Source organism: Hyphomonas neptunium ATCC 15444 (assembly GCF_000013025.1).
Classification (GTDB): domain Bacteria; phylum Pseudomonadota; class Alphaproteobacteria; order Caulobacterales; family Hyphomonadaceae; genus Hyphomonas; species Hyphomonas neptunia.
This window is the reverse complement of sequence record NC_008358.1, coordinates 87,392-112,119: the sequence shown is the minus strand read 5'-3', so window position 1 is coordinate 112,119 and position 24,728 is coordinate 87,392. Positions and strand designations below refer to the sequence as shown.

At 61.6% G+C, this 24,728-nt stretch carries 27 protein-coding genes; 8 read left to right on the top strand and 19 right to left on the bottom strand.

The window, feature by feature from the left end:
• Window positions 1-3: 3 nt before the first annotated feature.
• Complete coding sequence (locus tag HNE_RS00625) at window positions 4-438, bottom strand: DUF350 domain-containing protein (protein ID WP_011645160.1); 435 nt, start codon at window positions 436-438, stop codon at window positions 4-6.
• Between the two features lie 95 nt (window positions 439-533).
• Here HNE_RS00625 and HNE_RS00620 point away from each other — a divergent pair, with 95 nt between their 5' ends.
• Genes HNE_RS00620 through HNE_RS00600 form a run of 5 tightly spaced genes read left to right on the top strand, consistent with a single transcriptional unit; the run spans window position 534 to window position 3,154 of the window.
• A complete protein-coding gene (locus HNE_RS00620; protein WP_011645159.1) occupies window positions 534-1,316 on the top strand; it encodes a 3-hydroxybutyrate dehydrogenase in 783 nt (260 codons plus the stop codon).
• A gap of 44 nt (window positions 1,317-1,360) precedes the next feature.
• The gene (locus HNE_RS00615) at window positions 1,361-1,732 is read left to right on the top strand and encodes a hypothetical protein (RefSeq protein WP_011645158.1); all 372 of its coding nucleotides are present in this window, start codon (window positions 1,361-1,363) and stop codon (window positions 1,730-1,732) included.
• A gap of 49 nt (window positions 1,733-1,781) precedes the next feature.
• Window positions 1,782-2,417: a hypothetical protein gene (locus tag HNE_RS00610; RefSeq protein WP_011645157.1), complete on the top strand. Its 636-nt coding sequence runs from the start codon at window positions 1,782-1,784 to the stop codon at window positions 2,415-2,417.
• A gap of 12 nt (window positions 2,418-2,429) precedes the next feature.
• A complete protein-coding gene (locus HNE_RS17675) occupies window positions 2,430-2,765 on the top strand; it encodes a heavy-metal-associated domain-containing protein (protein WP_011645156.1) in 336 nt (111 codons plus the stop codon).
• Entirely contained in the window at window positions 2,762-3,154 is a 393-nt protein-coding gene (locus HNE_RS00600) for a hypothetical protein (RefSeq protein WP_011645155.1), read from the top strand. Before HNE_RS17675 ends, HNE_RS00600 begins: the two co-directional genes overlap by 4 nt.
• Before the next feature lie 65 nt (window positions 3,155-3,219).
• Here the strand turns inward: HNE_RS00600 and msrB are convergent, their stop codons facing one another.
• A complete protein-coding gene (gene msrB / locus HNE_RS00595) occupies window positions 3,220-3,720 on the bottom strand; it encodes a peptide-methionine (R)-S-oxide reductase MsrB (protein WP_011645154.1) in 501 nt (166 codons plus the stop codon).
• 234 nt (window positions 3,721-3,954) lie between these two features.
• On the opposite strand from msrB, the gene HNE_RS00590 reads away from it, so the two are divergent.
• On the top strand, window positions 3,955-4,599 hold the full coding sequence (locus tag HNE_RS00590) for a hypothetical protein (protein ID WP_148205770.1): 645 nt from the start codon (window positions 3,955-3,957) through the stop codon (window positions 4,597-4,599).
• Window positions 4,600-5,288: 689 nt separating this feature from the next.
• Window positions 5,289-5,483, top strand: coding sequence for a hypothetical protein (locus tag HNE_RS00585; protein ID WP_035591351.1), 195 nt, complete (start codon window positions 5,289-5,291; stop codon window positions 5,481-5,483).
• On the opposite strand, the gene truB is transcribed toward HNE_RS00585, so the two are convergent.
• The 15 genes from truB to miaB all read right to left on the bottom strand — a co-directional run bounded on the left by truB (window position 5,484) and on the right by miaB (window position 20,432).
• On the bottom strand, window positions 5,484-6,425 hold the full coding sequence (gene truB / locus HNE_RS00580; protein WP_011645151.1) for a tRNA pseudouridine(55) synthase TruB: 942 nt from the start codon (window positions 6,423-6,425) through the stop codon (window positions 5,484-5,486).
• A 132-nt stretch (window positions 6,426-6,557) separates the two neighbouring features.
• A complete protein-coding gene (locus HNE_RS00575; RefSeq protein WP_041298682.1) occupies window positions 6,558-7,181 on the bottom strand; it encodes a DUF6232 family protein in 624 nt (207 codons plus the stop codon).
• Window positions 7,182-7,277: 96 nt separating this feature from the next.
• The gene (rbfA, locus tag HNE_RS00570; RefSeq protein WP_011645149.1) at window positions 7,278-7,685 is read right to left on the bottom strand and encodes a 30S ribosome-binding factor RbfA; all 408 of its coding nucleotides are present in this window, start codon (window positions 7,683-7,685) and stop codon (window positions 7,278-7,280) included.
• A 9-nt stretch (window positions 7,686-7,694) separates the two neighbouring features.
• Window positions 7,695-10,256, bottom strand: coding sequence for a translation initiation factor IF-2 (gene infB, locus HNE_RS00565; protein WP_011645148.1), 2,562 nt, complete (start codon window positions 10,254-10,256; stop codon window positions 7,695-7,697).
• Window positions 10,257-10,311: 55 nt separating this feature from the next.
• Window positions 10,312-10,998, bottom strand: coding sequence for an RNA-binding protein (locus HNE_RS00560; protein ID WP_011645147.1), 687 nt, complete (start codon window positions 10,996-10,998; stop codon window positions 10,312-10,314).
• Window positions 10,973-12,751: a transcription termination factor NusA gene (nusA, locus tag HNE_RS00555; protein ID WP_011645146.1), complete on the bottom strand. Its 1,779-nt coding sequence runs from the start codon at window positions 12,749-12,751 to the stop codon at window positions 10,973-10,975. Before nusA ends, HNE_RS00560 begins: the two co-directional genes overlap by 26 nt.
• Complete coding sequence (rimP, locus tag HNE_RS00550) at window positions 12,748-13,347, bottom strand: ribosome maturation factor RimP (RefSeq protein ID WP_011645145.1); 600 nt, start codon at window positions 13,345-13,347, stop codon at window positions 12,748-12,750. The genes nusA and rimP overlap by 4 nt, the downstream gene beginning before the upstream one ends.
• Before the next feature lie 208 nt (window positions 13,348-13,555).
• Window positions 13,556-13,765 carry a cold-shock protein gene (locus HNE_RS00545; RefSeq protein WP_011645144.1) on the bottom strand — a complete coding sequence of 70 codons (210 nt, stop codon included), beginning with the start codon at window positions 13,763-13,765 and terminating at the stop codon, window positions 13,556-13,558.
• A gap of 185 nt (window positions 13,766-13,950) precedes the next feature.
• Complete coding sequence (trmB, locus tag HNE_RS00540; protein ID WP_049754979.1) at window positions 13,951-14,649, bottom strand: tRNA (guanosine(46)-N7)-methyltransferase TrmB; 699 nt, start codon at window positions 14,647-14,649, stop codon at window positions 13,951-13,953.
• Window positions 14,642-15,079, bottom strand: a complete 438-nt coding sequence (locus tag HNE_RS00535; RefSeq protein ID WP_011645142.1) for a helix-turn-helix domain-containing protein — start codon at window positions 15,077-15,079, stop codon at window positions 14,642-14,644. Before HNE_RS00535 ends, trmB begins: the two co-directional genes overlap by 8 nt.
• 41 nt (window positions 15,080-15,120) lie before the next feature.
• Window positions 15,121-16,764 (bottom strand): apolipoprotein N-acyltransferase, encoded by a 1,644-nt coding sequence (gene lnt / locus HNE_RS00530; protein WP_011645141.1) that lies wholly within the window; start codon window positions 16,762-16,764, stop codon window positions 15,121-15,123.
• 6 nt (window positions 16,765-16,770) lie between these two features.
• On the bottom strand, window positions 16,771-17,631 hold the full coding sequence (locus HNE_RS00525; RefSeq protein ID WP_011645140.1) for a CBS domain-containing protein: 861 nt from the start codon (window positions 17,629-17,631) through the stop codon (window positions 16,771-16,773).
• Window positions 17,632-17,636: 5 nt separating this feature from the next.
• Window positions 17,637-18,089, bottom strand: a complete 453-nt coding sequence (ybeY, locus tag HNE_RS00520; RefSeq protein ID WP_011645139.1) for an rRNA maturation RNase YbeY — start codon at window positions 18,087-18,089, stop codon at window positions 17,637-17,639.
• Between the two features lie 10 nt (window positions 18,090-18,099).
• On the bottom strand, window positions 18,100-19,044 hold the full coding sequence (locus HNE_RS00515; protein WP_011645138.1) for a PhoH family protein: 945 nt from the start codon (window positions 19,042-19,044) through the stop codon (window positions 18,100-18,102).
• Between the two features lie 38 nt (window positions 19,045-19,082).
• The gene (miaB, locus tag HNE_RS00510) at window positions 19,083-20,432 is read right to left on the bottom strand and encodes a tRNA (N6-isopentenyl adenosine(37)-C2)-methylthiotransferase MiaB (RefSeq protein WP_011645137.1); all 1,350 of its coding nucleotides are present in this window, start codon (window positions 20,430-20,432) and stop codon (window positions 19,083-19,085) included.
• Window positions 20,433-20,621: 189 nt separating this feature from the next.
• Here miaB and HNE_RS00505 point away from each other — a divergent pair, with 189 nt between their 5' ends.
• Window positions 20,622-22,145 carry an alanine/glycine:cation symporter family protein gene (locus HNE_RS00505; protein WP_011645135.1) on the top strand — a complete coding sequence of 508 codons (1,524 nt, stop codon included), beginning with the start codon at window positions 20,622-20,624 and terminating at the stop codon, window positions 22,143-22,145.
• Window positions 22,146-22,181: 36 nt separating this feature from the next.
• Here HNE_RS00505 and HNE_RS00500 read toward each other — a convergent pair whose 3' ends face one another.
• Together HNE_RS00500 and HNE_RS00495 are read right to left on the bottom strand one after the other, a co-directional pair.
• Window positions 22,182-23,186 (bottom strand): zinc-dependent alcohol dehydrogenase family protein, encoded by a 1,005-nt coding sequence (locus HNE_RS00500; protein WP_011645134.1) that lies wholly within the window; start codon window positions 23,184-23,186, stop codon window positions 22,182-22,184.
• Between the two features lie 55 nt (window positions 23,187-23,241).
• Window positions 23,242-24,699: an AMP-binding protein gene (locus HNE_RS00495; RefSeq protein WP_011645133.1), complete on the bottom strand. Its 1,458-nt coding sequence runs from the start codon at window positions 24,697-24,699 to the stop codon at window positions 23,242-23,244.
• Window positions 24,700-24,728 lie beyond the last annotated feature (29 nt).

Below are 24,728 nucleotides of genomic sequence, written 5' to 3'. Positions count from 1 at the left end.
GGATCACACCCTTTGCAACACCGGGTCCCACAGCCCGGCCGCAAAAATCAGCCCAGTACCGAGCTTTGCGGCTGCGAGAACGACCGCCGCGCCCATCTCGTCATTCGAGATACGGCGCGGAATGCCCCGCAGGATGAGGTCCACTATACGGTAGGTAATGAGTTGCATGAGCAGTGCAATGGCGCCCCACAGCACAAATTCCGGCAGAGAGATCGACGAGGCCAGCGTCGAGGCAATGGGAATGGCCAGGCCACCGATCGCGCCGCCCAGCGCCACACCGGCTGAGGCGTTGCCATCCTTGACGAGGGCAAGTTCCTTCCAGGGCGTGAGCAGAACATAGACGGCCGAAGCCATCAGCAGCATCAGGCCCGCCATCCCTGTTGACATCAGGAAGCGCGGAAAGGCTGCATCGAAAGCGCTCAGTTCACCCAGTATCACCCTTGTTTATCCTCTCTGGCGGGTCTACGCCCCGCATCTGGAATCCACCGCTCGACCCTATCCAGCGCGTCCCGCCGCCTCAAGGAGACAGGCACATGCTAGCCGGAAAAACCGCCCTCATCACTGGCTCCACCAGCGGCATCGGAAAGGCCGTCGCGCTACAGCTCGCAGCCGACGGGGCCAACATCGTCCTTAACGGTTTCGGTGACGCAAAGGAGATAGAGACACTTCGCGCCGGTATTGAAAAGGATCATAAAGTAAAAGCTGCCTTCTCCGGCGCTGACCTCACAAAACCCGAGGCCATCGAAGCGATGATGACCGAAGCCGCAGGCACCTTCGGCGGCATCGACATCCTCGTAAACAATGCCGGCACCCAGTTCGTCTCCCCCCTCGAAGACTTCCCGGTGGAGAAGTGGAACCTCATCATCGCGCTGAACCTCTCGGCCGCCTTCCACACGACGCGCCTCGCCCTGCCCCACATGAAGGCGAAAAAATGGGGCCGCATCGTCAATATGGGCTCAGCCCACGCCAAGGTCGCCTCCCCCTTCAAGGCCGCCTATGTTGCCGCCAAGCACGGCCTCTCCGGCCTCACCAAGACCACCGCCCTGGAAGGCGCCACGCATGGCGTTCGCTGCAACACCATATGCCCCGGCTATGTGTTCACCCCCCTCGTTGAAGGCCAGATCGCCGATACCGCCAAGGCCCGCGGCATGACTGAAGACCAGGTGAAGAATGACGTTCTCCTCGCCGCCCAGCCGACCAAGGAATTCGTCACCGCCGAGGAAGTCGCCGCCTTCGCCAGCTTCCTCTGCTCACCTGCCGCCGCCCAGATCAACGGCGCAGACCTCTCCATCGATGGCGGCTGGACCGCACAGTAAGTTCATTTGACCTTCCCCGCCCGGCGCCCCATCTTGTCTCACGAATGCTGAAACGCGTCTTTCTTCTCTCCCTCAGCCTCTGGCTGATGATCGCCGGTGGCCTCGCCGCCGATGCGAGCCCCTGCCACATGCAGGAAGAGATGACGCCAGCCCCGATCAGCGCCGCAGAGACCGGCGCCCACGATCATTGCGCTATGATGGCCGAAGAGGCCCCGACCGAAACGCCAGCCGATGCCCCCGGCAAAGCTCCGGCGACTGACGCCGCCTGCTGCTGCCCCGCCGTGCTCGCCGCCCTGCCTGCCCCCGCCCTGCCGGAAGCAGCCACGGTCGCCTTCACGCTCCCCGCCAGCTTCCCGCTGGACGCCAGCGCGCCCTCGCGCACACTCATTCCAGAACCCCCGCCCCCGAAAGCCTGACCTGTCGATCATCCGCCACCGGATCACTCAACAGACAGGATAACGGCTCATGCCATCCAAATTCATTGCTGCGGGGCTCGCCCTTGCAGCCCTCGCGGCACCGGCCAGCGCGCGGCCCGTCTCCTATGCGGGCGGCTGGACGGTGATGCAGGAAAATAACGGGATGTACTCCTCCCTCCACCTGCACTACTCGCCCACCGCCACAGACTCGATCGGTCTCTACACCGAGAATAACTGGGACATGGACGCGGTCTTCACCGGGCTTCAGTACAACCGCCTGGTCAAGCGCTGGAACGCGCCCCAGAGCCAGGGCAACCTCTATCTGAAGCTCGGCGCCGGCGCCGCCGATCCCTATGGTGAGGACGGCCAACGCGCCGCCGGTTTCGCTGGCCTCGCCGCTGACTGGGAAACCCGGCGCGTCTTCGTCTCCTATGACGTGCGCGCCCGCGACTACGGGTCAGACCAGTCGGTCTCCCATGCCGCCCGCATCGGCCTTGCCCCTTATGTGGCTGGGTATGGAGACCTTCACACCTGGGCCATGGTCCAGGTCGAAAACCATCCTGAGGCGGACAACCCCGTCCAGGTCACCCCGCTCCTGCGTCTCTTCACCGGCCCCGTCCTCGTCGAGGCCGGCTACACGCTGGAAGAAGACCGCTTTCTCCTCAACTGGATCTACCGTTTCTAAAAGGACATCTCCATGAAAACCTTCAAAACCCTCGCCCTCGCCGCCGTCCTCTCCCTGGCAGCAACCCCCGCACTCGCCGCTCCGGAAGCCCCAGCCGCGGCGACACAGGCCAAAGGCGAATTCGTCACCGCCCATGTCAACGGCCTCGTCTGTGACTTCTGCGCCCAGTCGATCCAGAAAGTCTTCAAGAAGGACGCCGCCGTCAAAGGCGTGCATGTCGATCTCGACAGCGGCGAAATCCACATCTCGATGAACCCCGGCCAGACCATGGAGGACGCGGCCATCGAAAAGCTGATCCGCAAGTCCGGCTATTCCCTCACCTCGATTGACCGGGAGGCCGCTGAATGACGGACACGGATGAAATCCGCCCGCCCAGCACACTGCCGGCGTTCCTGTCGCTGTTCACCTCGACCGGAACGCTGATCTGCTGCGCCCTGCCCGCCCTGCTCGTCAGCATCGGCGCAGGCGCTGTCATGGCGGGCCTCATCGAGGCCGTGCCGCAGATCACCTGGCTGGGAAGGAACAAGGAGCTCCTGTTCACAATCGCCGGCGCGCTGCTGCTCGCCAGCGGCGCCTGGCAATGGCATGCGCGCAGCCTCCCCTGCCCGGCTGACAAGGCCCAGGCCACCGCCTGCGCCCGCGCCCGAAGGGTCAGCTGGATTGTCTGGGGGCTGAGCGTCGCCCTCTTTGTGATCGGGGCGTTCTTCGCCTTCTTCGCGGCGGCGATCTTCTACTGACACACGCAAAAGCCCCTCTCCCGGAAACGAGAGAGGGGCTTTTCACGTCCGCCTCATTCAGGCGCTCAGGCGGGCTTGAAGGTCAGCGCCACACCATTGTTGCACCAGCGCTTGCCCGTCGGCGCCGGGCCGTCATCGAACACATGCCCCTGATGCCCAAGGCAGCGCGCGCAGTGATATTCATCACGGGGATAAAACAGCCGCCGGTCAACACTCATACCCATGGCGCCCGGCAAGGCTTCCCAGAAGCTTGGCCAGCCTGTGCCGGAATCAAATTTGGCCTCCGAGGAAAACAGCGCCAGATCACAGCCCGCGCAATGATACATGCCCGCGCGCGTTTCCTTGTCCAGCGGCGAGCTGAACGGCCGCTCCGTTCCATGCTCGCGCAAGACTTCATACGCGGCCGGCGACAGCCGCGCCTTCCAATCGGCTTCCGAGAGCTGGCGCCATTCATCGCCTGCATATCCGGCTGTCTCAGTATTCTTCGAAAGATCCTTGGCAGACGCGGCGGTGCAGGCGGCAAGCCCCAGCGCGCTGGAAGCAAGGAACAATCGGCGGGTAAACATGTTTTGGCTCATACAGCGTTATACGCCACATCCCCCCCATCGGTTCAAATCAACGCCGCGTGAACACGCCCCCTCTGACACGCTCAAAAGAATCGGCCTGCCGAAAGACTCTTTTAAGTTGAAACTGTCCCCGTAAGGAGTTATTAAGGAGGCGGGATTGGGGGATCGATCATGCGTTACGGCATCGCACTAGTGTCACTGTGTTTCCTGGCCGCATGCGCCAACCGCGGCGCCATGCCAGCACTTACTCTCAGCGCGCCTGCGGCGGCCTCTCTCGGTATCCCGGTGCCACGGGGCGCCGACCATGTCCCCCTCGATCAGGCCATAGCGGGCATTGCCGGGCACTCCGTGGGTGACAAGAAGATGGGGATCATCTTTGCCCTGATCAGCCGCTCGGATGAAGCTTGCGAGAAATACATGGCCGATGCCATCGTGCAGGCGAACGGGTCTTCCTCGATCCTGACTGTCGGCAGCCTTGCCCTTACAGGGCTGGCAGGCACTCTCAAGCCAATCAATACATCGCAGGCGCTGGCCGCCGGCGCCACATTTGCAACGGGTACGGAAACCTACCTCTCCACCAAGGTGCTCGGCGGGAACGCGCCCGCCCTCATCTACAAATCGGTGATGGCCGAAAGAACCAGGGAGCGCAGCCGGATGACCCAGCTCATGGGGCTCGGCGCAGATCCCCTGATGGTCGCGGTGGATGTTCAGAACTATCACAGCATGTGCGGCGTCACGGTCGGCATAAATGCCCTCAACACCGCCGTGACCGAAGCAGAAGCAGGCGCCGAAAGCGCGGGCGCCAAAAAAGCAGAAGTTGAGCGCACCTATTTTGAGGAGTCGCAGGATAGGCTGACGGCTTTGACGTCCGCCCGGTAACCCCACTTTCGGCGCCGGCCAATTTGGTCTGTTGAGGGATAAACTCGTCGGTATCCAACACCCACCGCCCCCTCCAAAATAAAATCCCAGCCCATCCTCCCCCTTCCACACCCCCCGTGTCATCCCGGCCAAGGCCGCGCAGCGGCCGCAGAGCCGGGACCTTCGTGAGGATGCGCGCAAGCGGAAAGAAGGTCCCGGATCGCTGCTGCGCAGCGTCCGGGATGACAGGAAAAAGAAATACTTATCCGCCGGGGTCCGCCGCTCCCTCACATTAAGCGCATCCTTCTCACAGGAGCCGCGCCGGTACCGTTCGGTTTGTGAGAGGGACGCCCCGGAGGATGGGGGGTGGTGGACGTTACGGCCCATCGCAACCCTAGGGACGTTGATCCAGGCAAGCCGGACCAAAAAGCCGGTAGAGAATCCCCACTGGCCCGCCTCTCATCTGAGAGGTCACGAGAGTTAATGGTAAGTGGTCAAGGCCTGGCAGCGCCGAAGTCATCCCGAATCCTACTGCCCGAAACTCCGGCGGCAGTGCGCGGCGGGCGATAGCGCCCAATCCGCAACACAACAAAGTTTTCAGGGCGCCGCGGCGCCCGCCGCGCACGAGGCTCCACCTCGCGGAGCCACCCGAACTGCTCAGACCCCGGATGGCAACCGCCAGTCCGGATACAGCTACAGGAAGAGAGACGATGTCCCGCCGCCGGAAAATTCGCCGCTTTGATTTTGAGACACTCGCACCCGAAGATCGCGCCAGCCTGCTGGCGCATATGGGCGCCCCGCGCTGGATGCTCGCCCGCGCAGAGCGGGCGGCCACGCCTGTCAGGATCGCTGCCCTGCTCTATCCTGCCCGCTGGCCGGGCGGGCGCGCGCCCTTCAATACCTGATCAGCCCGCGAAAACGCGCACCGGCTCAAACTGACCCGCGCGCACTTCGCCCAGCGCGATGGCTTCATCGCCCGCAAGCGCCAGCGCCACACGGTCGTCTTCCTCACTGCGCCCGGCGCGCCAGCCTTCCACCACATGCGGCAGAAGGACGACCGACCGACCCTGACGGATATTGGCCGCGTCATGCGGGCTGACCTGCACCTGCGGCATGCCTGACAGTACCGCGTGCAGCGGCTTGAGAATCGCCATCAGGCCGGGCTTGTCTTCCTTCAGCGCCTCGAGCGCTTCGATGGAGACAGCCGATGGCGCATCAAAGGCGCCCACGCGGGTGCGGCGCAGCTGGCTGATATGGCCCTCCGCCCCCAGATCAAAGGCCAGATCCCGCGCCAGGGCGCGCACATAGAATCCCTTGCCGGACACGACATGGATCACCGTATGATCCGCGTCCGGCATCCCGATCACATTCGCCGCGTGAACATCCACTTCCCGCGCCTCCAGCTCGAACGCCTCCCCTTCTCGCACCAGATCATAGGCGCGCTCTCCGGCCACCTTGATGGCCGAGTATTTGGGTGGAACCTGCTGGATGGTGCCGACATAGCGGGTCAACGCGGCCTCAATGGCAGCCCGCTCCGGGCGCACATCCGAGGTGGCGGTAATCTCGGCTTCGGCGTCCTGGCTGGCAGTGGAGATACCCCAGCGGATGGTGAAGACATATTCCTTGTGCGCGTCCATCGCCCACTGAACCGTCTTGGTCGCCTGGCCAAGCGCAATCGGCAGGATACCGTCTGCCAGCGGATCAAGCGTGCCGCCATGGCCCACCTTCTCGGCATTGTAGAGCCGCTTGATGATGGCAACAGCCTGGGTGGAGGTCATGTCCACCGGCTTGAAAAGGTTGATCCAGCCCGTAACGGGCTCGCCTTTGCGCTTACGTTGGCGGGCCAAAAGTATCTCCAGATTGGCCGGCCCAAGCGGTTCGAACGCATGGGCGGCAGAGGGAAGGGATTGCTGGGGCGCTTATGCGCGAGCCGGCGGCATAGTCAATTGCAGCGGCTGCAGCGGGGTCCCGAAATTGCGTCAGAACGTAATCTTGGGGCCATCAAAGACATCATCTTCCTGCGCCGCCGGTACGGGCGCCGGCGCAGCGACAGCAGCCCCAAGCGCCGCGCCCTTGGGCAGACGCAGGTTCACGCTGTCGAGATTGAGGTCGAAGTCTCCGGTAACCGTGGTGTCCCCGGTATCCATCTTGTGGCGCACCACATCGCGGATCTTCACCAGCACATCGCGGTTATTGTCCACAAGCGGGATCTGGCGGGCGTCCGATGTGCCGATCATCAGCCGGTAATAGGGCTCCCGCTTCTTCAGCATCACAGCGATCATCGCCGCCCGGATGCCCAGAAGCACGCCTAGGAACAGCATGCCGATCCCGGCAAAGAGACCGATCACCCCATCGCCCTGACCCGGCCGCAGCGCCCACCAGCCAAGGCCCAGCAGGCCGAAGAAAAGAAGAGAAACGCAAAGGGTCGCGTAAACGCCCTGCGTCTTGCGATTGCGCGGTGTATCCCAGGGGGCAAACTCATGACGCTCAACCGACATCGTCGCAATCCGGCGGATCGCAATCGTGTCATCGCCCATCTGCAGCGAAGCGGCGGAAACCTCACCCTGGCGGGCGCCTTCCATGTCGAGTGTCTGACGGTCCATTCTGAGCCCCGATTACCCTATGGGAAGGGCTGGCAGGGCCGACCCGTCCTGTCAAATGACAAAGCAAAAAGGCAGAAAAACGGCGCCCGCCTGCCCTCAGCCTTCGCTTTCGACATCGCGGCGAACCCGCGGATCGTTCAGCAGCCGGTCTATCGCCGTGGCTTCGTCATAGGAGGAGTCCGCAATGAAGTGCAGCTCCGGCGTGAATTTCAGTTCAATCTCGCGGCCAAGGCGCGTGCGCAGGAAACCCTTCGCACGGGTCAGGGCATCGGCAAGCCGCTTGCGCCCCTCCTCGGAATCATCCCCCAGAGGCGTCACGAAGATGTTCGCATGCTTGAGATCGGGCGAGCAGCGCACTTCGCCCACCGTGACGATGACATTGCTGAGATCGGGATCGCGAAAGTCCTCACGCGAGATGATCTCGGCGAGGGCGTGGCGGACAATCTCCCCAGCGCGCAACTGGCGCTGGGAAGGAAGTCCTGGAGGTGTCTGACGGCGGGCCATATCGGGGTGTTACGCAAGCGTCCTTGCGATTTCCTCGACCTGGAAGCACTCGATCTTGTCGCCGACGCGGATGTCGTCATAGCGTTCGAACGCCATGCCGCATTCCATGCCGGCATTGACCTCGGACACTTCGTCCTTGAAGCGCTTGAGCGTCTTGAGCTTGCCCTCGTGGATAACGACGTTGTCGCGCAGGAGGCGCACACCGCAGCCGCGCATGACCTTGCCTTCGGAAATCCGGCAGCCGGCGACTTTGCCGACCTTCGTGATATTGAAGACTTCGAGAATGTCGGCATAGCCGAGGAATGTCTCGCGCTTCTCCGGGGCCAGCATGCCCGACAGGGTCGCTTTCACGTCATCGAGCAGATCATAGATGATCGAGTAATAACGGATCTCGACGCCTTCACGCTCGGCAAGGTCACGTGCCTGCTTGTTGGCACGCACGTTGAACGCAAAGATCGGTGCATTGGACGAACGGGCGAGCAGCACATCGGACTCCGAAATACCGCCAACCGCGCCATGGATGACCTTCGCCCGGACTTCTTCTGTCGAAATCTTGTCCAGCGACATCGTGATGGCTTCGACAGACCCCTGCACATCGCCCTTGAGGACAATCGGCAACTCGCTCGTCACAATCGCGCCGTCCTTGAGACGGTTCATCAACTGATCAAGCGACGCACGCGCGGCAACAGAGGCGTTGCCCGCAACCTGGCGCTTCGTCCGGATGCGGTATTCCGTGATCTCACGGGCGCGGGCTTCACTGTCGACCACTACGATTGCGTCGCCTGGATCGGGCGCGCCATCGAGACCAAGCACTTCCACCGGAAGCGACGGGCCGGCATCGGCAAGCTGTTGGCCACGCTCGTCGACGAGTGCCCGCACCTTGCCCCAATTGGCGCCGGCGACAACAATATCGCCCCGCTTCAGGGTGCCGCGTTTCACCAGAACCGTCGCGACCGGGCCGCGGCCCTTGTCGAGCTTGCTCTCGATCACCACGCCATCGGCCTGACGATTGGGGTTGGCCTTCAGTTCGAGAATCTCGGCCTGAATGGAGATGGCGTCTGTCAGCTCATCAAGACCTGCGCCTGTCTTGGCGGAGACCTTCACGGCCTGCGTGACACCACCCATTGCTTCAACCTGAATGTCATACTGCAGAAGGTCGGTCAGAACCTTCTCCGGATTGGCATCGTGAAGGTCGGATTTCGTGATCGCGACAACAATCGGAACGCCGGCAGCCTTGGCGTGGCTGATGGACTCGATCGTCTGCGGCTTGACCGAGTCGTCCGCCGCCACAACCAGAATGGCAATGTCGGTCGCATTCGCGCCGCGGGCCCGCATCGCCGTGAAGGCGGCGTGACCGGGCGTATCAAGGAAGGTGATCCGCTCGCCCGATTTCAGCTGAACCTGATAGGCGCCGATATGCTGCGTAATGCCGCCAGCCTCGCCGCCGGCAACGTCCGTCTTGCGGAGCGCGTCCAGAAGCGATGTCTTGCCGTGATCGACGTGGCCCATGATGGTCACGATCGGCGCACGTGGCTGCAGATCTTCGTCGCGGTCGTCCGTGCCTTCCAGGCCAATCTCGACGTCCGCTTCGGAAACGCGTCTGACGGTATGCCCGAATTCACCGGCGATCAGCTCGGCCATGTCGGCATCGACGATGTCGTTGCCGCGCAGCATTTCGCCTTGCTTGAACATGAACTTCACAACGTCAGCGACGCGCTCGTTCATCCGCTGGGCCAGATCCTGCAACGTAATCGTCTCGGGCAGCGTTACCTCGATCGAGGTCTTGTCATTGCTGTCACCGCCACCAACACGGCGCTCGCGTTCCCGTTCACGGGCGCGGCGGACCGATGCGAGCGACCGCTGGCGGTCGGCATCATCGCCCAGCGCCGAAGCAATGGTCAGCTTGCCCCGCCGGCGTTCGGCATCGCCGCGCGACGGCTTGGTTGCCACTTCGCGGGCACGGTCAGCACGGTCATCACGGGCGGGCTTGCTGGCGCCGCCGCCACTGCTGCGCTTGCTGCGGCCAGCATCTGCTTCGCCATCAGCTGCCGGAGGCGTCTGAGCAGCGGGCGCCGCACGCGGCGCCTTGGATGGACGCTCAACGGCTTCACGCGACGCAACATCGGCGAGCTTGGCAGCCTCTTCTTCAGCGCGGCGGCGAAGCTCTGCTTCCTCACGCTCACGCGCTTCCTGCTGCTTGCGCTCCTGTTCGGTGCGCAGGCGATCCTGAGCCGCTCTTTCGGCTTCGGTATCCTTGGCGCGCGAGGCTTCTTCAGCCTTGCGCTGTTCGAGCACCTTCTGGCGTGCCTTGAGTTCGGCCACGGTTATGCCGAGCTTGGCCGCGAGAGCGACGAGCTTGGCCTCCATTCCATCCGATGCGGATGGCGTCGAGGGACCGGAATCGCCTCCCTGCCCCCCACCGGAGGAAACCGGGCGACGCTTCTTGGTCTCCACAACCACCTGTTTGGAGCGCCCATGACTGAAGCTCTGCTTGACCGTGCCGGAGGTCTTCCGCACCACAGTCAGCGGCTTGCGCCCGCCGGAATTGCCTTGATCGTTCGTATCGCTCATTCGTCCTACATATCACATATTACGCCCGAACGCCTGTGCGTTCCGGCTGTTTCCGCTACCGGTCCGTTTCCTGGAACCAGGTCAATTCTGGTGCCTCGCGAAATCCGGTGAGACGCCGATAGGCCATCTCCCAGGTCTGCGCGATGGCCCCCCTGCGGACGAGCCCGTGTATCACACGGTCACGTCCAAATGCCATGCCCAATTCAGGCGCGCTGAGCGCTCCGGCGACTTTCACGTCGCTATATAGGGCTTTTGCGAGAAAATATACCTTCGAGCGGCCATCTTCCGCACCGTCTGCCGCCTCAAGGAGGAAGGCAGGGTGGCCACCCCGCAAGGCGTCGCGCACCTGATCAAACCCACATATGGCTTGCCCGGCCTTTCGCGCAAGCGCCAGCGTGTCGACACAGCGCTTGAGAAGCAGACGCTCTATCAGATCACTGAGCCCGTCAGGCACCGTGACCTGCGATTTGAAACCGCGCGCGAAGGCACCCTTCCTGGCTGCCTGATCGATAAGGCCACGCTCGGCCTTTACCCATACGCCCCTGCCCGGCAACCGCTCAGAGACATCTGGCGTGACGATGCCATCCGGCGACAGAACAAAGCGAAGCATCTCTGCCTTCGGCAGCCGCTCGCGCGTTACCGCGCACTGGCGCTCAGGCGAGGAAGCATCTTCCTCGCCCAGGCCATTCTCATCATTTTCTGCGATCAGTCGGGGATCACTCTCGGGATGCGGCTTCGTCATCACCGCCCTCCGATTCAAGTTCGGAGAGGTCAATGCCGAGCTCTTCGGCGAGGGCCTCTTCGTCATCATCACTTCCAGCATTCCCCGAATTGCCGAGCTCGCCGAGCGCGAGGAGCGCACGCTCCTCTTCGGTAAGCTCCGGTGCAGGCTCGGTCGACTGCTGCTGGGCCAACATCTCTTCAATGGCTTCCGGTTCGATCCAGCCAGCAGCGACGCGGGCCTTCATGACGAACAGGTTGGCGTCGTCCTTGCGCATCTCGCCTTTCTTGAGGATGCCCTCGACCCAGACCGGCTTTCCATCCGGGCCAGGCTCGCGATAGCCGGTGATGTCGTCGGGTACGAGACCCGCAACGTCTTCAACCGTCTTGACCCCCTGCTCGCCGAGCTTCACGGCGAAGGACGGGGTGACGCCTTCAAGTTCCATCACCTCGTCAGCAACACCAAGTTCCCGGCGCTTCGCGTCGTTTTCGGTGGCAACGCGGTCGAGATACTCACGGGCGCGCTCCTGCAGCTCTTCGGCCACATCCTTGTCGAAGCCCTCAATCGTGATGAAGTCCTCAGGCGCCACGAACGCGATCTCCTCGACCGACTCAAAGCCTTCCGAAGCCAGCAGCTGGGCAAGGGTTTCGTCCGCATCCAGCGCTTTCATGAACAGGTCGGTGCGCTCCTGGAACTCTTTCTGGTAGCGCTCGGAATCTGCCGACTCCGTGATCAGGTCGATCTGCCAGCCGGTCAGTTGCGACGCGAGACGCACGTTCTGGCCCCGGCGGCCGATTGCCAGCGGGAACTGATCGTCTGCCACGACAACTTCAACCCGGCGCTCGTCTTCATCCAGCACCACCTTGGAAACTTCGGCAGGCTGAAGACCGTTCACGATGAAGGTCGCCGCGTCGAAGCTCCACGGAATGATGTCGATCTTCTCGCCAGAAAGCTCACCGACAACGGCCTGAACGCGCGCGCCGCGCATACCGACACAGGCGCCGACCGGATCGATCGAGGAGTCGTTGGAAATCACGCCGATCTTGGCGCGCGAGCCCGGATCACGGGCGCAGGCCTTGATCTGGATCACGCCTTCATAAACTTCCGGCACTTCCTGGGCGAACAGCTTGCGCATGAAGTCCGGTGCAGCGCGCGACAGGAAAATCTGCGGACCCTTCACTTCGCGGCTGACCTTGTAGAGGTAAGCGCGGACGCGGTCGTTGGGCTGGAAGTTTTCGCGCGGGATACCGTCATTGCGGCGGATGATCCCCTCGGCGCGGCCAAGATCGACGATCACATGACCATACTCGACACGCTTGACGATACCCGAGACGATCTCGCCGACACGGTCCTTGTATTCATTATACTGACGCTCACGCTCGGCATCGCGCACTTTCTGCGTGATCACCTGCTTGGCCGTCTGCGCCGCTACGCGGCCGAAGTCGAAGGGCGGAAGTTCTTCCTTCAACTCGCTGCCGGCCACGAGGGTCGCATCGATTCTCTTGGCTTCGGAAAGACGCAGCTGCTTGGCCTCGTCTTCAAAGGTCTCGTCATCCACAACCGTCTGAATGCGCCACAGGGTCTGTTCGCCCGTCGCCGGATCGATCTTGGCGCGGATGTCGTGCTCCTGGCCGTACTTGGCCTTGGCAGCCTTCTCGATTGCCTCCTGCATCGCCTCAATGACGATGCGCTGATCAATCGATTTTTCCTCGGCGACCGCTTTGGCGATCTGCAGGATTTCAAGCCGGTTGGCTGAAACGCCGATGGCGCTCATTGGACATCTCCTGTCTCTGGGTCTTCTTCGTCTTCGGACTCGTCGATTTCAAAATCGGCGAGCATGTCTTCGTCGTCTTCCGGCTGCGGGGGCAGATTTCCGGCCACCCGCGCCGCTTCAATCAGTTCATCCGTCAGCACAAGGCTGGCCCGGCTCATCTCATGGACAGCCGCGACAAGCTTTGTCTCATCGTCGAGCTCGATATGAGCGCCATCATTGTCTTCGCCCGTGATCGTGCCCGTAAAACGGCGCCGGCCATCAATGGGGCGCGCGAGCTCAATCCGCACAGCATGGCCGATCCACCGGGCAAAATCTCCCGGCCGGGTCAGCGGGCGGTCAATTCCAGGCGTCGACACTTCGAGTGTGTAAGCCTCAGAAATGGGGTCAGCTGCTTCAAGGACCGGGGACATGCCACGCGAGAGACGCGCGCAATCTTCGATACCGGTTGGCGCACCCCCTGCCCGCTCGGCCATGATCTGCAGATGCGGGCGGCGCCCGCCCTGAACGCGCAGACGCACGATTTCCATGCCGAGGCCCTCAGCCACCGGCTGGACCAGGGAGAGAAGGCGGCGTTCCTGTTCAGTCAGAACGATCATGTGCAGAGGGCAGGCTCCGGACTAAAGAAAAGCGGCGGACCCGTTTCCGGACCCGCCGCCGATATATTTCGACTTGGGCGCTAGATAGTCGCAATTCTCCCAGATGTCGAGAGGGTGTCTGTCAGGCTTTAAAGCACCCCGAAACGAAATCGGCGGCCCCCTGCCGGAAGCCGCCGCGATCTGTTCCCGAAGGAGCCAGCTTTCAGACTTAGAGGACTTTGAGGTCCACAGCCGAGGTCTTGCCGCGGCGCTCGTCTTTATAGAGCTCATAGGAGATAGACTGGTTCTCAGCGAGGGTCTTGAGGCCCGAACGCTCAACAGCAGAAATGTGGACGAAAATGTCTGCGCCGCCATCGTCAGGCTTGATGAAACCAAAGCCCTTCTGATCATTGAACCACTTAACTTTGCCGGTTGCCATAATGGCTTTCCTTTGCCTTCCGTAGGCCGCGCAGACGCGGAATTACGCCGTGCGGTGCCGTTCGAAACTCGGAGGAGGGAAAGTCATTGCCGTCGGTCTGACGGGGTCTTGATATTCAGACCGACCGGTTTCGATAGCCTAGATTTGTGCATGTACGGGCGTTTTCGTCAAGAAGCCCCATCAGATCAACGTATCCGGAAGTCAAACCATACCGGTTTGCAGTCGCCAAGCCGCTTGGACTCGTAGCGGGTGGTCACATGATCCTGCGGCGGGCAGCGCCAATCATCCGGCGAAGCGGCCAGCCATTCAAACCGGCCGTCGGATACGAACGTCAGCAGCGCCTCGTCGGCATAGCTTTTGACGTCGGTTGCAAAGCGCAGGCGCGCTCCGGGTTTCATTTTTGGATGCAGAATGGACAGAAAGTCTGCCTGCACAAGGCGGCGCTTGTGCTGCCGGCGCTTGGGCCATGGGTCCGGGAAAAGGACGAAGGCGCGATCGAGGCACTGGTCCGGCATGCGGGCGATCAGCGGCCGGGCATCGTCTGGCCAGACGCGGACATTATTCAGGTCCGTCTCTTCGATCCCCCCCAGAGCCTTGGCGATCCCTTCCAGAAAGGGCTCGCAGCCAATGATGCCGACATCTGGATTCTGCGCCGCCTGAGCGATCATATGTTCAGCGCCGCCGAAGCCGATTTCCAACCAGAAAGCCTCTTTTCCGGGAAACATTGCGCACAGATCTAAGGGCCCGTCGCCCTCAGCAATACGGTAGGTATCCAGCTTCTCCGCCATCAGGGTTTTCTGACGCGGCGACAGGGGGCGCCCGCCTGTCCGGCCAAAGCTGCGCAATGGGCGATCCCGGAACTCTGAATCTCTGGTGTCAGTCATCCCGGCTCCGGTCGGAATTGGCGCGGGTGTCAAATGCTGAGGCCGCCGCACGCACAGTCGCCAGCAGGGAGCCGCGCAGGGCAGCGTCCTCAATTTTCTGAAACGCCTCTATCAATTGTAGAACTTCGTCGGAGAGTACCGCCAGCTGGGTGTCATCAAGATCTTCCGCTAGCTCGGCAACTCCATTTGAGACAACAGTATCTGCGCCATCAAAGAAGAACTCGACCGGCACCTCAAGGACACCGGCAATCTCGTAAAGCCGGCCTGCGGAGACGCGGTTCACGCCTTTTTCGTACTTCTGGACCTGCTGGAACGTCAAACCTAGCAACTCTCCCAGCTTCTCCTGGGTGAGCTTCAGCTTCCGCCGCTGGCGATGGATGTTTTGCCCCACGACCCGGTCGATATCGCTCGGCAGTTTGCTTTCTGACATGACAAATCCGGACGTACCGACGTTTCCCTAAAGAGAAGGGCTTATCGCCTCCACGTCAGAAAGGCCAGCACCGCGAAGACACAGAGCGATATCCAGAAAAGCGCCGCCCCGATCCGGCTCTGGAACATTGTAACGTCAGCCGGAACCGGCAACCGCGCCCGGCCGTAAGACGTCGACCATCCTTCAGGCGCCGTTTCAGCCGGTATGGTACGCATGATTTCACGGCCGTAGCCGTCGATAATGCCGGACGTTCCACGATTGGCCGCCCGAACGAGCGGCAGGCCTGTCTCGATCGCGCGGTAGCGGTTCTGAGCGTAATGCTGAGCCGGCCCCAAACCCCGGCCGAACCAGGCGTCATTTGAAATCATGACCATCCATTGCGCCCGGTCCGTGACGTTCACGCCGCGCGTTATCTCCGGGAAAAGCCCTTCATAACAGATCAGCGCCACGAACGCTGGAAGCCCGCCAGTGTCGATCGCGGTTGCGCCCGCGCCGGGACGGAACCCATCCGCGGCAAGCCGCTGAACCGTCGGAGGCAAAAGGCTGCTCAACTGAGGGCCATAAGGAATGAAGTTGATCGCGGCGAGTTCTCCAAACGGCACCAGCCGGTGCTTGTCGTAGAGCGCAAGAGGACCGGTTTGATTCACCGTCTCATCCATGACCGCGAGGCTGTTATAATAAATGCGGCTGTCATTGGTGGTGAGCTCATAGCGGGTCGTGCCGGCGATCAGCTTTCGCTGGCCGATATAGGCGGCGATCGCATCAAGGGCATTTGCATCCTGCAGCAAGTAGGCGGGTATAGCCGCTTCGGGCCACACGACGATGTCGCCCGGCCGGCTATCGGGATAGGTGAGCATCCGAAGATATTCGTAGAGTACAGGATCGGGTCCGAGCGTATCCCATTTATCCTGGGGAACGCCGGCATCCATCACGACGACGGACTGATCGGTAAGCGGTGATGTCGCTTCCGTGCGGTTTGCGCCCCATGCCCAACCGAGCGCAAGCGCCACCACCGACACAAGCGCCGGCGCGACCCTGATCGGTATGCCGCGCCCTTCGCGCGTATCTACCAGCGCGGCAGGAGAGGCCATGACAAACACCGTCACCAGTGTCAGCCAGTAAACGCCCCCCAGGGACGCCGCCTGAGACAAGGCGCCGCCGGGCATCCAGGTCGTACCCGGAAGGTTCCAGGGAAACCCGCCGAAGAGGTGGCCGCGCACAAACTCTGCCAGTGCAAAGAACAGGGAGAAGATAAATACGCGCGACGGAGATGCAGACCAGAAAGCGCCCGCCATGGCGGTGAATACACCCCAGATGATCGCCATCCCCGCCGGAAGCAGAACAAGGGGCATCCAGATGAACCAGATTGTTCTGGCCGGATCGACAAGGAACGGCATCGCGGTCCAATGCAGGCTGACCAGGAAAAAGCCTGTGCCGAAGGCCCACCCACGCAGAAACACCGCCCTGCCCCATCTGGCCTGCGACCGCGCGCCATCAATCATCCAGACAAGGCCGGTGAATGAAATCACCAGCACAGCGCTGAAATGAAACGGCGCAAAGGCGACCGCCGACAAAGCGCCCAAAGCAAAGGCTGCGGCAAGCGCGGGCACACCAGACAGGCGGGCAAAAGCCTCATGCAAAGGTCCAAGCGCAGTGAACCCGTGGCTGCGCACAGCTTTGCTCATTTAACTCTACTCCTCAGCGGCAGGCTGTGGGGGTGGCTCTGGCAGACGCAGACGCAAACGGCGAACCCGCCGCGAGTCTGCATCCACAATTTCAATCTCAGTGCCGCCGGGATGCCGTAGCACTTCCCCGCGAACCGGTACCTTGCCGGCAAGCGCGAAGGCGACGCCGCCCAGCGTATCAATGTCTGCATCCAGATCATCCAGGCTAAGATCAACACCGGCCTCTTCCTGGAAGTCCTCGATTTCCGTGCGTGCATCGGCTTCCCAGACACGCGCGCTTCGCCGAACGAACATAGCTTCTTCATCATCGTGTTCGTCCTCGATGTCGCCCACGATGACTTCCACGAGATCTTCCAGCGTGATCAGGCCGTCTGTGCCGCCATATTCGTCCACGACCAGCGCCAGATGAATACGCGTCGCCTGCATCTTCACCAGCAGGTCCGTCAACTTCATGGACGGGGGAACGTAGAGCACTTCGCGATGCAGACTCTCGAGCGGGCGGCGCGGCGGCGTCCCGCCCTTTGCCAGCTCCGTGACAAGATCCTTGATGTGAACGAAACCGATCGGATCATCCAGCGACTCCCGGAATACAGGAAGGCGGGAATGCGTGACTTCGGCAAAGAACTCCAGAAGCTCCTGAATTCCGGTGCCTGCTTCGACCGCTTTTATGTCGGCGCGGGGCACCATGACATCATCGACCCGCAACTCTTCAAACTCGGCAAGACGCAGCCGCATTACCTGCGGCGCACCGGCAGGGTCCAAGTCCCTGCTGGCAGCCGTCGCAGGCTCGGGCGTTTTCTTGCGGAACCCGAAGAGGCTTCGCAATCGGCCGGACGGGCCGGCGTCGGAGGGGTCTGAGTCGCTCATTTCAATCAGTCATTCCGGTATGGATTAGCAATATCGAGGGAAGCAAGCGCCTTTATCTCCAGCGCTTCCATTTCTGCAGCCTCATCGTCCGTCTCATGATCGAATCCGAGCAGGTGCAGGTAGCCATGAATCAGCAGATGAACAAGGTGGGCGTCGAGGGGCTTCCCCTGGATTTTTGCGTCGGATGCAGACACACCCCAAGCGACAGCAATGTCCCCGAGAAACGGCCGGTCCATCGGAAGCGAGGGAAAAGACAGCACATCCGTCGGCTTGTCCTTGCTGCGGAAATCCAGGTTGAGCTGGTGCAGGACGTGATTATCGGCGAGCAACAGGGCAATATTGCCCTCTTCTACCGGCGCAACATATTCAGCAGCATCAAAGGCTTTCCGGCAAAGGGCTTCGAGGTCTCCGAGCGCCGCCCAACTGTCATCCTCGACGATGAGGTCGAAACTAATCATGGCGGGGGCCTCAGCTCTCCCCCGATGCCGCATAGGCATCAATGATGCGGCTGACGAGGCCGTGACGCACAACATCGGCGGCCGTCAGCCTGTGAACGGAGATCCCCTCAACGTCCTTGAGGATGCGCAAGCCCTGCTTGAGGCCGGATTCCTGATTTCCAGGCAAGTCCACCTGATCCGGATCGCCTGTAACCACCATACGGCTATCGCGGCCAAGGCGTGTCAGCACCATTTTCATCTGGGCAGCGGTCGTGTTCTGCGCCTCGTCCACAATCACAAAGGCGTTCTTGAGGGTGCGCCCGCGCATGAAGGCGATGGGGGCGACCTCGATCTCACCGCGCGCCATGCGGCGCTCCATCTGCTCCTGCCCCATCAACTCGCGCAGCGAATCCCAAATGGGCAGCATGTAAGGATCGACCTTTTCTTCCAACGTACCGGGAAGGAAGCCGAGCTTCTCGCCCGCCTCAACCGCAGGACGCGTCACGATCAGTCTCTGGCGAATACCTGCGTTGAGTTCGGCAACACCGGTCGCGACCGCCAGAAAGGTCTTGCCCGTGCCTGCCGGGCCAACCCCAAAGACCAGCGCATTGTCCGGATTGGCAAGAATATCGAGATACTTCGCCTGACCGCGCGTCATGGCGGTAACGGATTTTTTCAGGCCGCGAAGGCCAGTGAAGGATTGCGAAGGCGATTGCGCCGCCTGCAGCGCGCCATCCAGTTCCATTTCGCTCGGCTCTCCGCCGCCGCGCAACCGCCGCTCGAAATCAGCAAGAGCGGCCTCCGCGATGGAAACCCCCTCCTGCGTGCCACTTAACCGGATGCCCCCGCCCTGACTCTCGGCCTGAAGGCCGTAGGTCTTGAGGCGCGTTTCGAGCAAGGTCAGATGGCGGTGATGCGGCCCGCACAGATCGCGCAGACGTTCGGCATCGCGCACCTCATAGAGGCGGCTGACCATTTGGGGTTCGGGCTCGGACGGCGTTCGGCGCTTTCCAGTCACAGAGCGGCCTCAGCCACACGCACCAGCTCACCCGTCAGAGAATTGAGGCTCGCGCCGATGACTTTCACGTCTACAATCTTGCCGTTCAGGTCGTCTGGTCCTTCGAAGTGTACCGCCTGCAGATAGGGCGAACGGCCATGCATCTGGCCCGCGTTCCGGCCCTTGCCAGTGACGAGGACGGGCAGGGTTTTGCCGATCTGGGAGGCGTTGAACTCTGTCTGCTGTTCGCGCAGCAAAGCCTGAAGCGCCTGAAGACGCGCATCCTTTACGGATTCGGACAGATGTCCGTGCATTTCCGCCGCCGGCGTGCCGGGGCGAGAGGAGTATTTGAACGAGTAGGCAATGGCATAGCCGATGTCGCGGACGAGCTGCATCGTCGCCTCAAAATCTGCGTCACTCTCGCCCGGAAAGCCGACGATGAAATCAGAGGCGATGGCAATGTCTGGCCGCGCGGCGCGTACCCGCGTGATGATGTCCCTGTAGTGATCGGCCGTATGGCCGCGGTTCATGGCCTTGAGAATGCGGTCAGACCCGGATTGTACCGGCAAGTGCAGGAACGGCATCATGGCCGGCGTGTCGCCATGCGCGGCAATCAGATCGTCATCCATGTCGCGGGGATGACTGGTCGTGTACCGGATGCGCTCAATGCCGCCAATTTTGGACAAATGGCGACAAAGTTGGCCAAGCGTCCAATCTTCCCCGCCCTCCAGGACAGGCGCAGGACCGTGAAACGCATTTACGTTCTGACCCAGCAAAGTGATCTCGCGCACGCCCTGGCTGGCCAGACTGCGGGTCTCGAACACAATGTCGTCCACGCGGCGGGACATCTCAGCGCCGCGCGTATAGGGCACGACACAGAAGGTGCAGAACTTGTCACACCCTTCCTGCACCGAAACAAAAGCGGCCGGACCATCGGCTTCGCGGGTCTTGGGCAAGGCGTCGAATTTCTCGACGGTATCAAATTCGGTTTCCAGCCGGTCGCCGATGGCGCGGCTGGCGCGGGCGATCATCTCGGGCAGCTTGTGATAGGCCTGCGGGCCAAGCACCAGATCGACCGCGGGCTGACGGCGGATGAGTTCCTCCCCTTCAGCCTGGGCGACGCAGCCGGCGACCGCGATCGTCATCCGCCCGCCGGAAGCTTCTTTCATCCGTTTGAGCTGGCCGAGTTCGGAGTAGACCTTCTCGGTTGCTTTCTCGCGGATGTGGCAGGTGTTGACCACGACAAGGTCGGCTGATTCCGGCGTTTCCACGGGTGCATAGCCCAGCGGCCGCAGCACATCGCGGATGCGCTCGGAATCGTAAACATTCATCTGGCAGCCATAGGTCCTGATAAACAGGCCCTTCATGGGCTTCTCGCCGGGAGGCTTTTGGTCGGGGGTGCCGGTCATCTGGCGGCTTATGCCTCAAAAGCGGGCAAGCTGAAAGAACCATCCGCAACAAAGCCCGAGCCAGAACAGTCGAAGGCTTCCCATACGTCCGAAGCGGGCTAGTGTGCCTCCGAATTGACACTTTTGGCGCCGGGGAGGCCCTTATCCATGCTTGCGACGCTATATGCCCATCTCGAGGCTGGCATTCAGAATATCAGCGGCTTCATCTGGGGCGGAGAGTGGAACGGAGCCCAGGTTCTTCCTGTCGGTCCGATTGCCGTTGTTCTGCTTGGTACAGGCCTGTTCTTCATGTTGCGCCTGGGTGGCCGGCCACTTCTGCGGTTCATCCCGGCCCTTGTTGAGGTCTGGAAAGGCCGCAAAGGCAATGGCGATCCGAGTGCGATCACACCCTTTCAGGCTCTTTCTACGGCGCTATCGGGACAGGTAGGGACAGGCAACATTGTCGGTGTGGCCACCGCGCTCACCCTGGGCGGGCCGGGCGCAATCTTCTGGATGTGGGTGACGGCCATCTTCGGCATGGCGCTCGCCTTTGCTGAAAGCTCGCTTGCCATCAAATATCGCGAAATCGATGAGAATGGCCGCATCAATGGTGGCCCGATGTACTACATCAAGAAAGGCCTCGGAAAGAACTGGACCTGGCTGGCCGCGATCTTCTGCGTCGGGACATTGTTATCTGCAACCGCGACGGGCGGCATGATCCAGGCCAACAGCCTGACTGCGAATATTCATTCCGCGTTTTCCGATGGTGGAATTGGCATTCCGCTGTGGCTGCTGGGGATCGTTCTGGCGGGCCTTGTCTTTGCGGTGATCGTCGGAGGTATCAAATCCATCGGCCGGGTTGCGGGAAGCCTCGTTCCCGCGATGGCGGCTCTCTACATTCTCGCCTGCCTCATAATCTTGTTGCTCAATATACAATATATTCCCGGCGCGTTTGGCATGATCTTCTCTTCTGCCTTCGGCCTGAACCAGGCCGCTGGCGGACTTGCAGGCTATGCGGTGCTTTCGGCGATCCGTTTTGGTGTGGCACGCGGCCTGTTTTCCAATGAAGCAGGCCAAGGCTCCGCGCCAATCGCGCACGCCGCCTCTCAGATGAAAAATCCCGCCAAGCAGGGCGAGATCGCCATGATCGGTGTGTTCATCGACACGATGGTACTTTGCACCATGACGGCGCTCGTGATCCTCACGGCCGAAGGAAGCTGGGCAACAGCCGAGCAGTTCAAGCAATGGGCGGGTGAGACGACGACACATGTGTGGATGGCGGAAGGCAGCAACCCTGCCACGCTCACCAACCAGGCCTTTACAGATGCTGTCCCCGGGCCGGTCGGCGGCTGGCTCGTGACGCTGTGTCTGACACTGTTTGCCTTCACCACCATAATCGGATGGTCCTACTATGCCGAACAGGCAGTGACCTTCCTTGTCGGGGAATGGGCAACCAAGCCTTTCCGCTACATCTGGGTGGTAATCATCTTCATCGGCGCCATGGCCGAGGTGAACATTGTCTGGCTGTTTGGCGACATCGCCAACGCGTCGATGGCCTTCCCGAACCTGATCGCCATCCTGCTGCTGTCCGGTGTGGTCTATGGCATTCACAAATCAAACGGTGATCCTGACACGGCCGACGGCGACAGCATTCTGGAAGACTTGCGCATAAAAGAAACGCCCGCCGAATAGGCGGGCGCTTCCCAAGGCTCAAGTTTTTATCAGCCGTTAGATCGTCAGGACGATCTTGCCGAAATGCTTCTGGCTGGCCTGGTGGGCAAAGGCAGCGGCGATCTGGTCCAGCGGGAATTTGCTGTCGATCACAGGACGCATGGATGAGGCCTCAATGGCTTCGACCATGTCTTCCTGGTGGCGGCGTGAGCCGACGGTAATGCCGGAAACCGTGATGTTCCGCGAGAACAGGGCCGCAGTTGGCACCTCGCCGGACACGCCAGTCAGAACGCCGATCAGGGAGATATGGCCACCCGGACGGCAGGCATTGATCGACTGAGCCATCGTGCCGGGGCCGCCGATCTCAACGACCTCATCCACGCCGCGCCCGCCTGTAAGCTCGAACGCCTTGCGGCCCCACTCGGGCGTGTCTTTGTAGTTGATGACGTGATCGGCGCCGAGCTGTTTGAGTTTTTCCATCTTCTCATTCGACGACGATGTGGCGATGACGCGGGCGCCTGCCATCTTGGCAAATTGCAGCGCGAAGATGGAGACCCCGCCGGTGCCCTGCACCAGCACCCAATCGCCAGGCTTGGTCTTGGTTTCAACGAACATGCCCCGCCAGGCAGTCAGCGCAGCACAGGGAAGCGTGGCGGCCTCCTCAAAGCTCCAGCCAGCCGGCATGCGGGTGAACGACGTTTCCGGCGCGGCGACAAATTCGGCGCCGAACCCATCCGCGCCGTCGCCGGGCACACTGGCAAAACCGGCCGCTTCGATCTGGCCGGACTGCCAACTCGGGAAGAATAGGGAGATTACCTTGTCGCCCACTTTCCATTTGGTAACGCCTTCGCCCACAGCGACGACTTCCCCTGCCCCGTCCGACATCGGGATGCGGCCATCGGGTGTCGGGATACCGCCGAGCACAACGACGAAATCGTGATAGTTGAGCGAGCTGGCGCGCACGCGAACCAGCACTTCACCAGCATTGGGTTTGGGGTCGTCCCGCGTCTCGATAACGAGGTTCTGAAGCCCGCCGGGCTTTTTGACGGCTGCTACTTTCATGATCTGATCCTCCCTTGGATGTGGCGCGACCGGACGAGCAGCGCCCTTGGGGAAGTCAAGAGGCGGCGAGCCTCGCCTCGCGTAAGGCTTTGCGGCGCACTTTCCCCGCGTCATCCCGGACGGCTTCAGCGGAATATTCGAAGCTCTTGGGGATCTTGTAGCGCACGAGCCGCTCGGAAAGATGGGCAATCATCGTGGCATCGTCGACCGGCCCCTCTGGACGGTCGATCACAGCATGCAGGCGCGCGCCCATGTCTTCGTCCGGCAGACCGATGACAGCAGACGAACGAACGCCCGGATAGGCCTCGATCGCGGCCTCCACCTCTGCCGGATAGATGTTGGCTCCCCCAACGATGACCATGTCTGACAGACGGTCGGACAGATAGAGAAATCCGTCCTCGTCCATCCAGCCCAGATCGCCGAGGCTTTCCCAGCCGCCATCAATGGCTTTGGCATCGGCGCCGATATAACGATATGTCGTGCCCGCACCGGCGAGCGGGCGTATGAAAACTTCGCCCACTTCGCGGGGCGGCAGGGTTTTCCCATCTTCATCGACGATTTTCATTTCGCAGGTTTCCACCGGCTTGCCGACCGAGCCCTTGTGTTTGAGCCAGTCCGTACCCTGAATGGTCGTGGAGCCCTGCCCCTCCGTGCCGCCGTAAAGTTCCCAGACTACCTCCGGGCCGAGCCATTCGATGAAGCATTCTTTAAGCCATGCCGGACATGGCGCGGCCAGGTGCCAGAGCGCCTTCAGGCTGGAGAGGTCATACGATGCGCGGACCTCTTCAGGCAGCGACCAGATGCGCCGCATCATGGTTGGCACGGTGTAGATCACATCAGCCTTGTGCTTTTCGATCAATTTCAGCGTTTCTTCAGCGTCAAACCGTGTGGTGACAACAATAGTGCAGCCTTTGAAGAGCGCCGTCATCGCCCAGAGGAAGGGGCCGTTGTGATAGAGTGGGCCGGGGATCAGCATGCAGCCCTGCTGGGGAATTTCCAGCATCGGCACGTCGGGGTCTGCGGCAGCAGGCTGTTTTGAAACGATCAGTTTCGGGCGCCCGGTTGAGCCGCCCGATGTCATGGCCTTGTAGCTGGCGGCCGTAACTTCCGGCAACGGAGCATCTGAAAGTCCGGTGTCTGGCTCAAACCCTTGAGGGACACATGCCGTCTGGGGATACTCTCCGCCGGGAACGCCCACCACCAGGCTTGGCGCGCCGATCTCGACGATCTGATCGCGCTCCAGTTTGGGCAGGCGCGCGGAAATGGGCTGGGGCGTTGCGCCTGCTTTCCAGGTCGCAAAGCAGGCCTCGAAAAACTCTATGCCATTGGGCAGTGAGATGGTGACGAAATCGTCCTGTTTCACACCGAGTTTCTGATAGGCGCGCGCCAGGCGGTTTGTGCGGGCCTCAAACTCGGCCCAGCTGACATCCCTGCCTTCATGGCTTAGGACTGTGCGTGACGGCTGCTGCGCAGCCCAGTGGGCCACGATGCGCGACAGTGAAATGATCGCCATAAGTATTTCCTCCCGTTTTTATATCCGTG

What these genes read in the sequence shown, in the direction of transcription:
- HNE_RS00620 (WP_011645159.1), top strand. Translation starts at nt 534, where the DNA reads ATGCTAGCCGGAAAAACCGCCCTCATCACTGGCTCCACCAGCGGCATC.
- HNE_RS00615 (WP_011645158.1), top strand. Translation starts at nt 1,361, where the DNA reads ATGCTGAAACGCGTCTTTCTTCTCTCCCTCAGCCTCTGGCTGATGATC.
- HNE_RS00610 (WP_011645157.1), top strand. Translation starts at nt 1,782, where the DNA reads ATGCCATCCAAATTCATTGCTGCGGGGCTCGCCCTTGCAGCCCTCGCG.
- HNE_RS17675 (WP_011645156.1), top strand. Translation starts at nt 2,430, where the DNA reads ATGAAAACCTTCAAAACCCTCGCCCTCGCCGCCGTCCTCTCCCTGGCA.
- HNE_RS00600 (WP_011645155.1), top strand. Translation starts at nt 2,762, where the DNA reads ATGACGGACACGGATGAAATCCGCCCGCCCAGCACACTGCCGGCGTTC.
- msrB (WP_011645154.1), bottom strand. Translation starts at nt 3,720, where the DNA reads ATGTTTACCCGCCGATTGTTCCTTGCTTCCAGCGCGCTGGGGCTTGCC.
- HNE_RS00590 (WP_148205770.1), top strand. Translation starts at nt 3,955, where the DNA reads ATGCCAGCACTTACTCTCAGCGCGCCTGCGGCGGCCTCTCTCGGTATC.
- HNE_RS00585 (WP_035591351.1), top strand. Translation starts at nt 5,289, where the DNA reads ATGTCCCGCCGCCGGAAAATTCGCCGCTTTGATTTTGAGACACTCGCA.
- HNE_RS00575 (WP_041298682.1), bottom strand. Translation starts at nt 7,181, where the DNA reads ATGGACCGTCAGACACTCGACATGGAAGGCGCCCGCCAGGGTGAGGTT.
- rbfA (WP_011645149.1), bottom strand. Translation starts at nt 7,685, where the DNA reads ATGGCCCGCCGTCAGACACCTCCAGGACTTCCTTCCCAGCGCCAGTTG.
- infB (WP_011645148.1), bottom strand. Translation starts at nt 10,256, where the DNA reads ATGAGCGATACGAACGATCAAGGCAATTCCGGCGGGCGCAAGCCGCTG.
- HNE_RS00560 (WP_011645147.1), bottom strand. Translation starts at nt 10,998, where the DNA reads ATGACGAAGCCGCATCCCGAGAGTGATCCCCGACTGATCGCAGAAAAT.
- nusA (WP_011645146.1), bottom strand. Translation starts at nt 12,751, where the DNA reads ATGAGCGCCATCGGCGTTTCAGCCAACCGGCTTGAAATCCTGCAGATC.
- rimP (WP_011645145.1), bottom strand. Translation starts at nt 13,347, where the DNA reads ATGATCGTTCTGACTGAACAGGAACGCCGCCTTCTCTCCCTGGTCCAG.
- HNE_RS00545 (WP_011645144.1), bottom strand. Translation starts at nt 13,765, where the DNA reads ATGGCAACCGGCAAAGTTAAGTGGTTCAATGATCAGAAGGGCTTTGGT.
- trmB (WP_049754979.1), bottom strand. Translation starts at nt 14,649, where the DNA reads ATGACTGACACCAGAGATTCAGAGTTCCGGGATCGCCCATTGCGCAGC.
- HNE_RS00535 (WP_011645142.1), bottom strand. Translation starts at nt 15,079, where the DNA reads ATGTCAGAAAGCAAACTGCCGAGCGATATCGACCGGGTCGTGGGGCAA.
- lnt (WP_011645141.1), bottom strand. Translation starts at nt 16,764, where the DNA reads ATGAGCAAAGCTGTGCGCAGCCACGGGTTCACTGCGCTTGGACCTTTG.
- HNE_RS00525 (WP_011645140.1), bottom strand. Translation starts at nt 17,631, where the DNA reads ATGAGCGACTCAGACCCCTCCGACGCCGGCCCGTCCGGCCGATTGCGA.
- ybeY (WP_011645139.1), bottom strand. Translation starts at nt 18,089, where the DNA reads ATGATTAGTTTCGACCTCATCGTCGAGGATGACAGTTGGGCGGCGCTC.
- HNE_RS00515 (WP_011645138.1), bottom strand. Translation starts at nt 19,044, where the DNA reads ATGGTCAGCCGCCTCTATGAGGTGCGCGATGCCGAACGTCTGCGCGAT.
- miaB (WP_011645137.1), bottom strand. Translation starts at nt 20,432, where the DNA reads ATGAAGGGCCTGTTTATCAGGACCTATGGCTGCCAGATGAATGTTTAC.
- HNE_RS00505 (WP_011645135.1), top strand. Translation starts at nt 20,622, where the DNA reads ATGCTTGCGACGCTATATGCCCATCTCGAGGCTGGCATTCAGAATATC.
- HNE_RS00500 (WP_011645134.1), bottom strand. Translation starts at nt 23,186, where the DNA reads ATGAAAGTAGCAGCCGTCAAAAAGCCCGGCGGGCTTCAGAACCTCGTT.
- HNE_RS00495 (WP_011645133.1), bottom strand. Translation starts at nt 24,699, where the DNA reads ATGGCGATCATTTCACTGTCGCGCATCGTGGCCCACTGGGCTGCGCAG.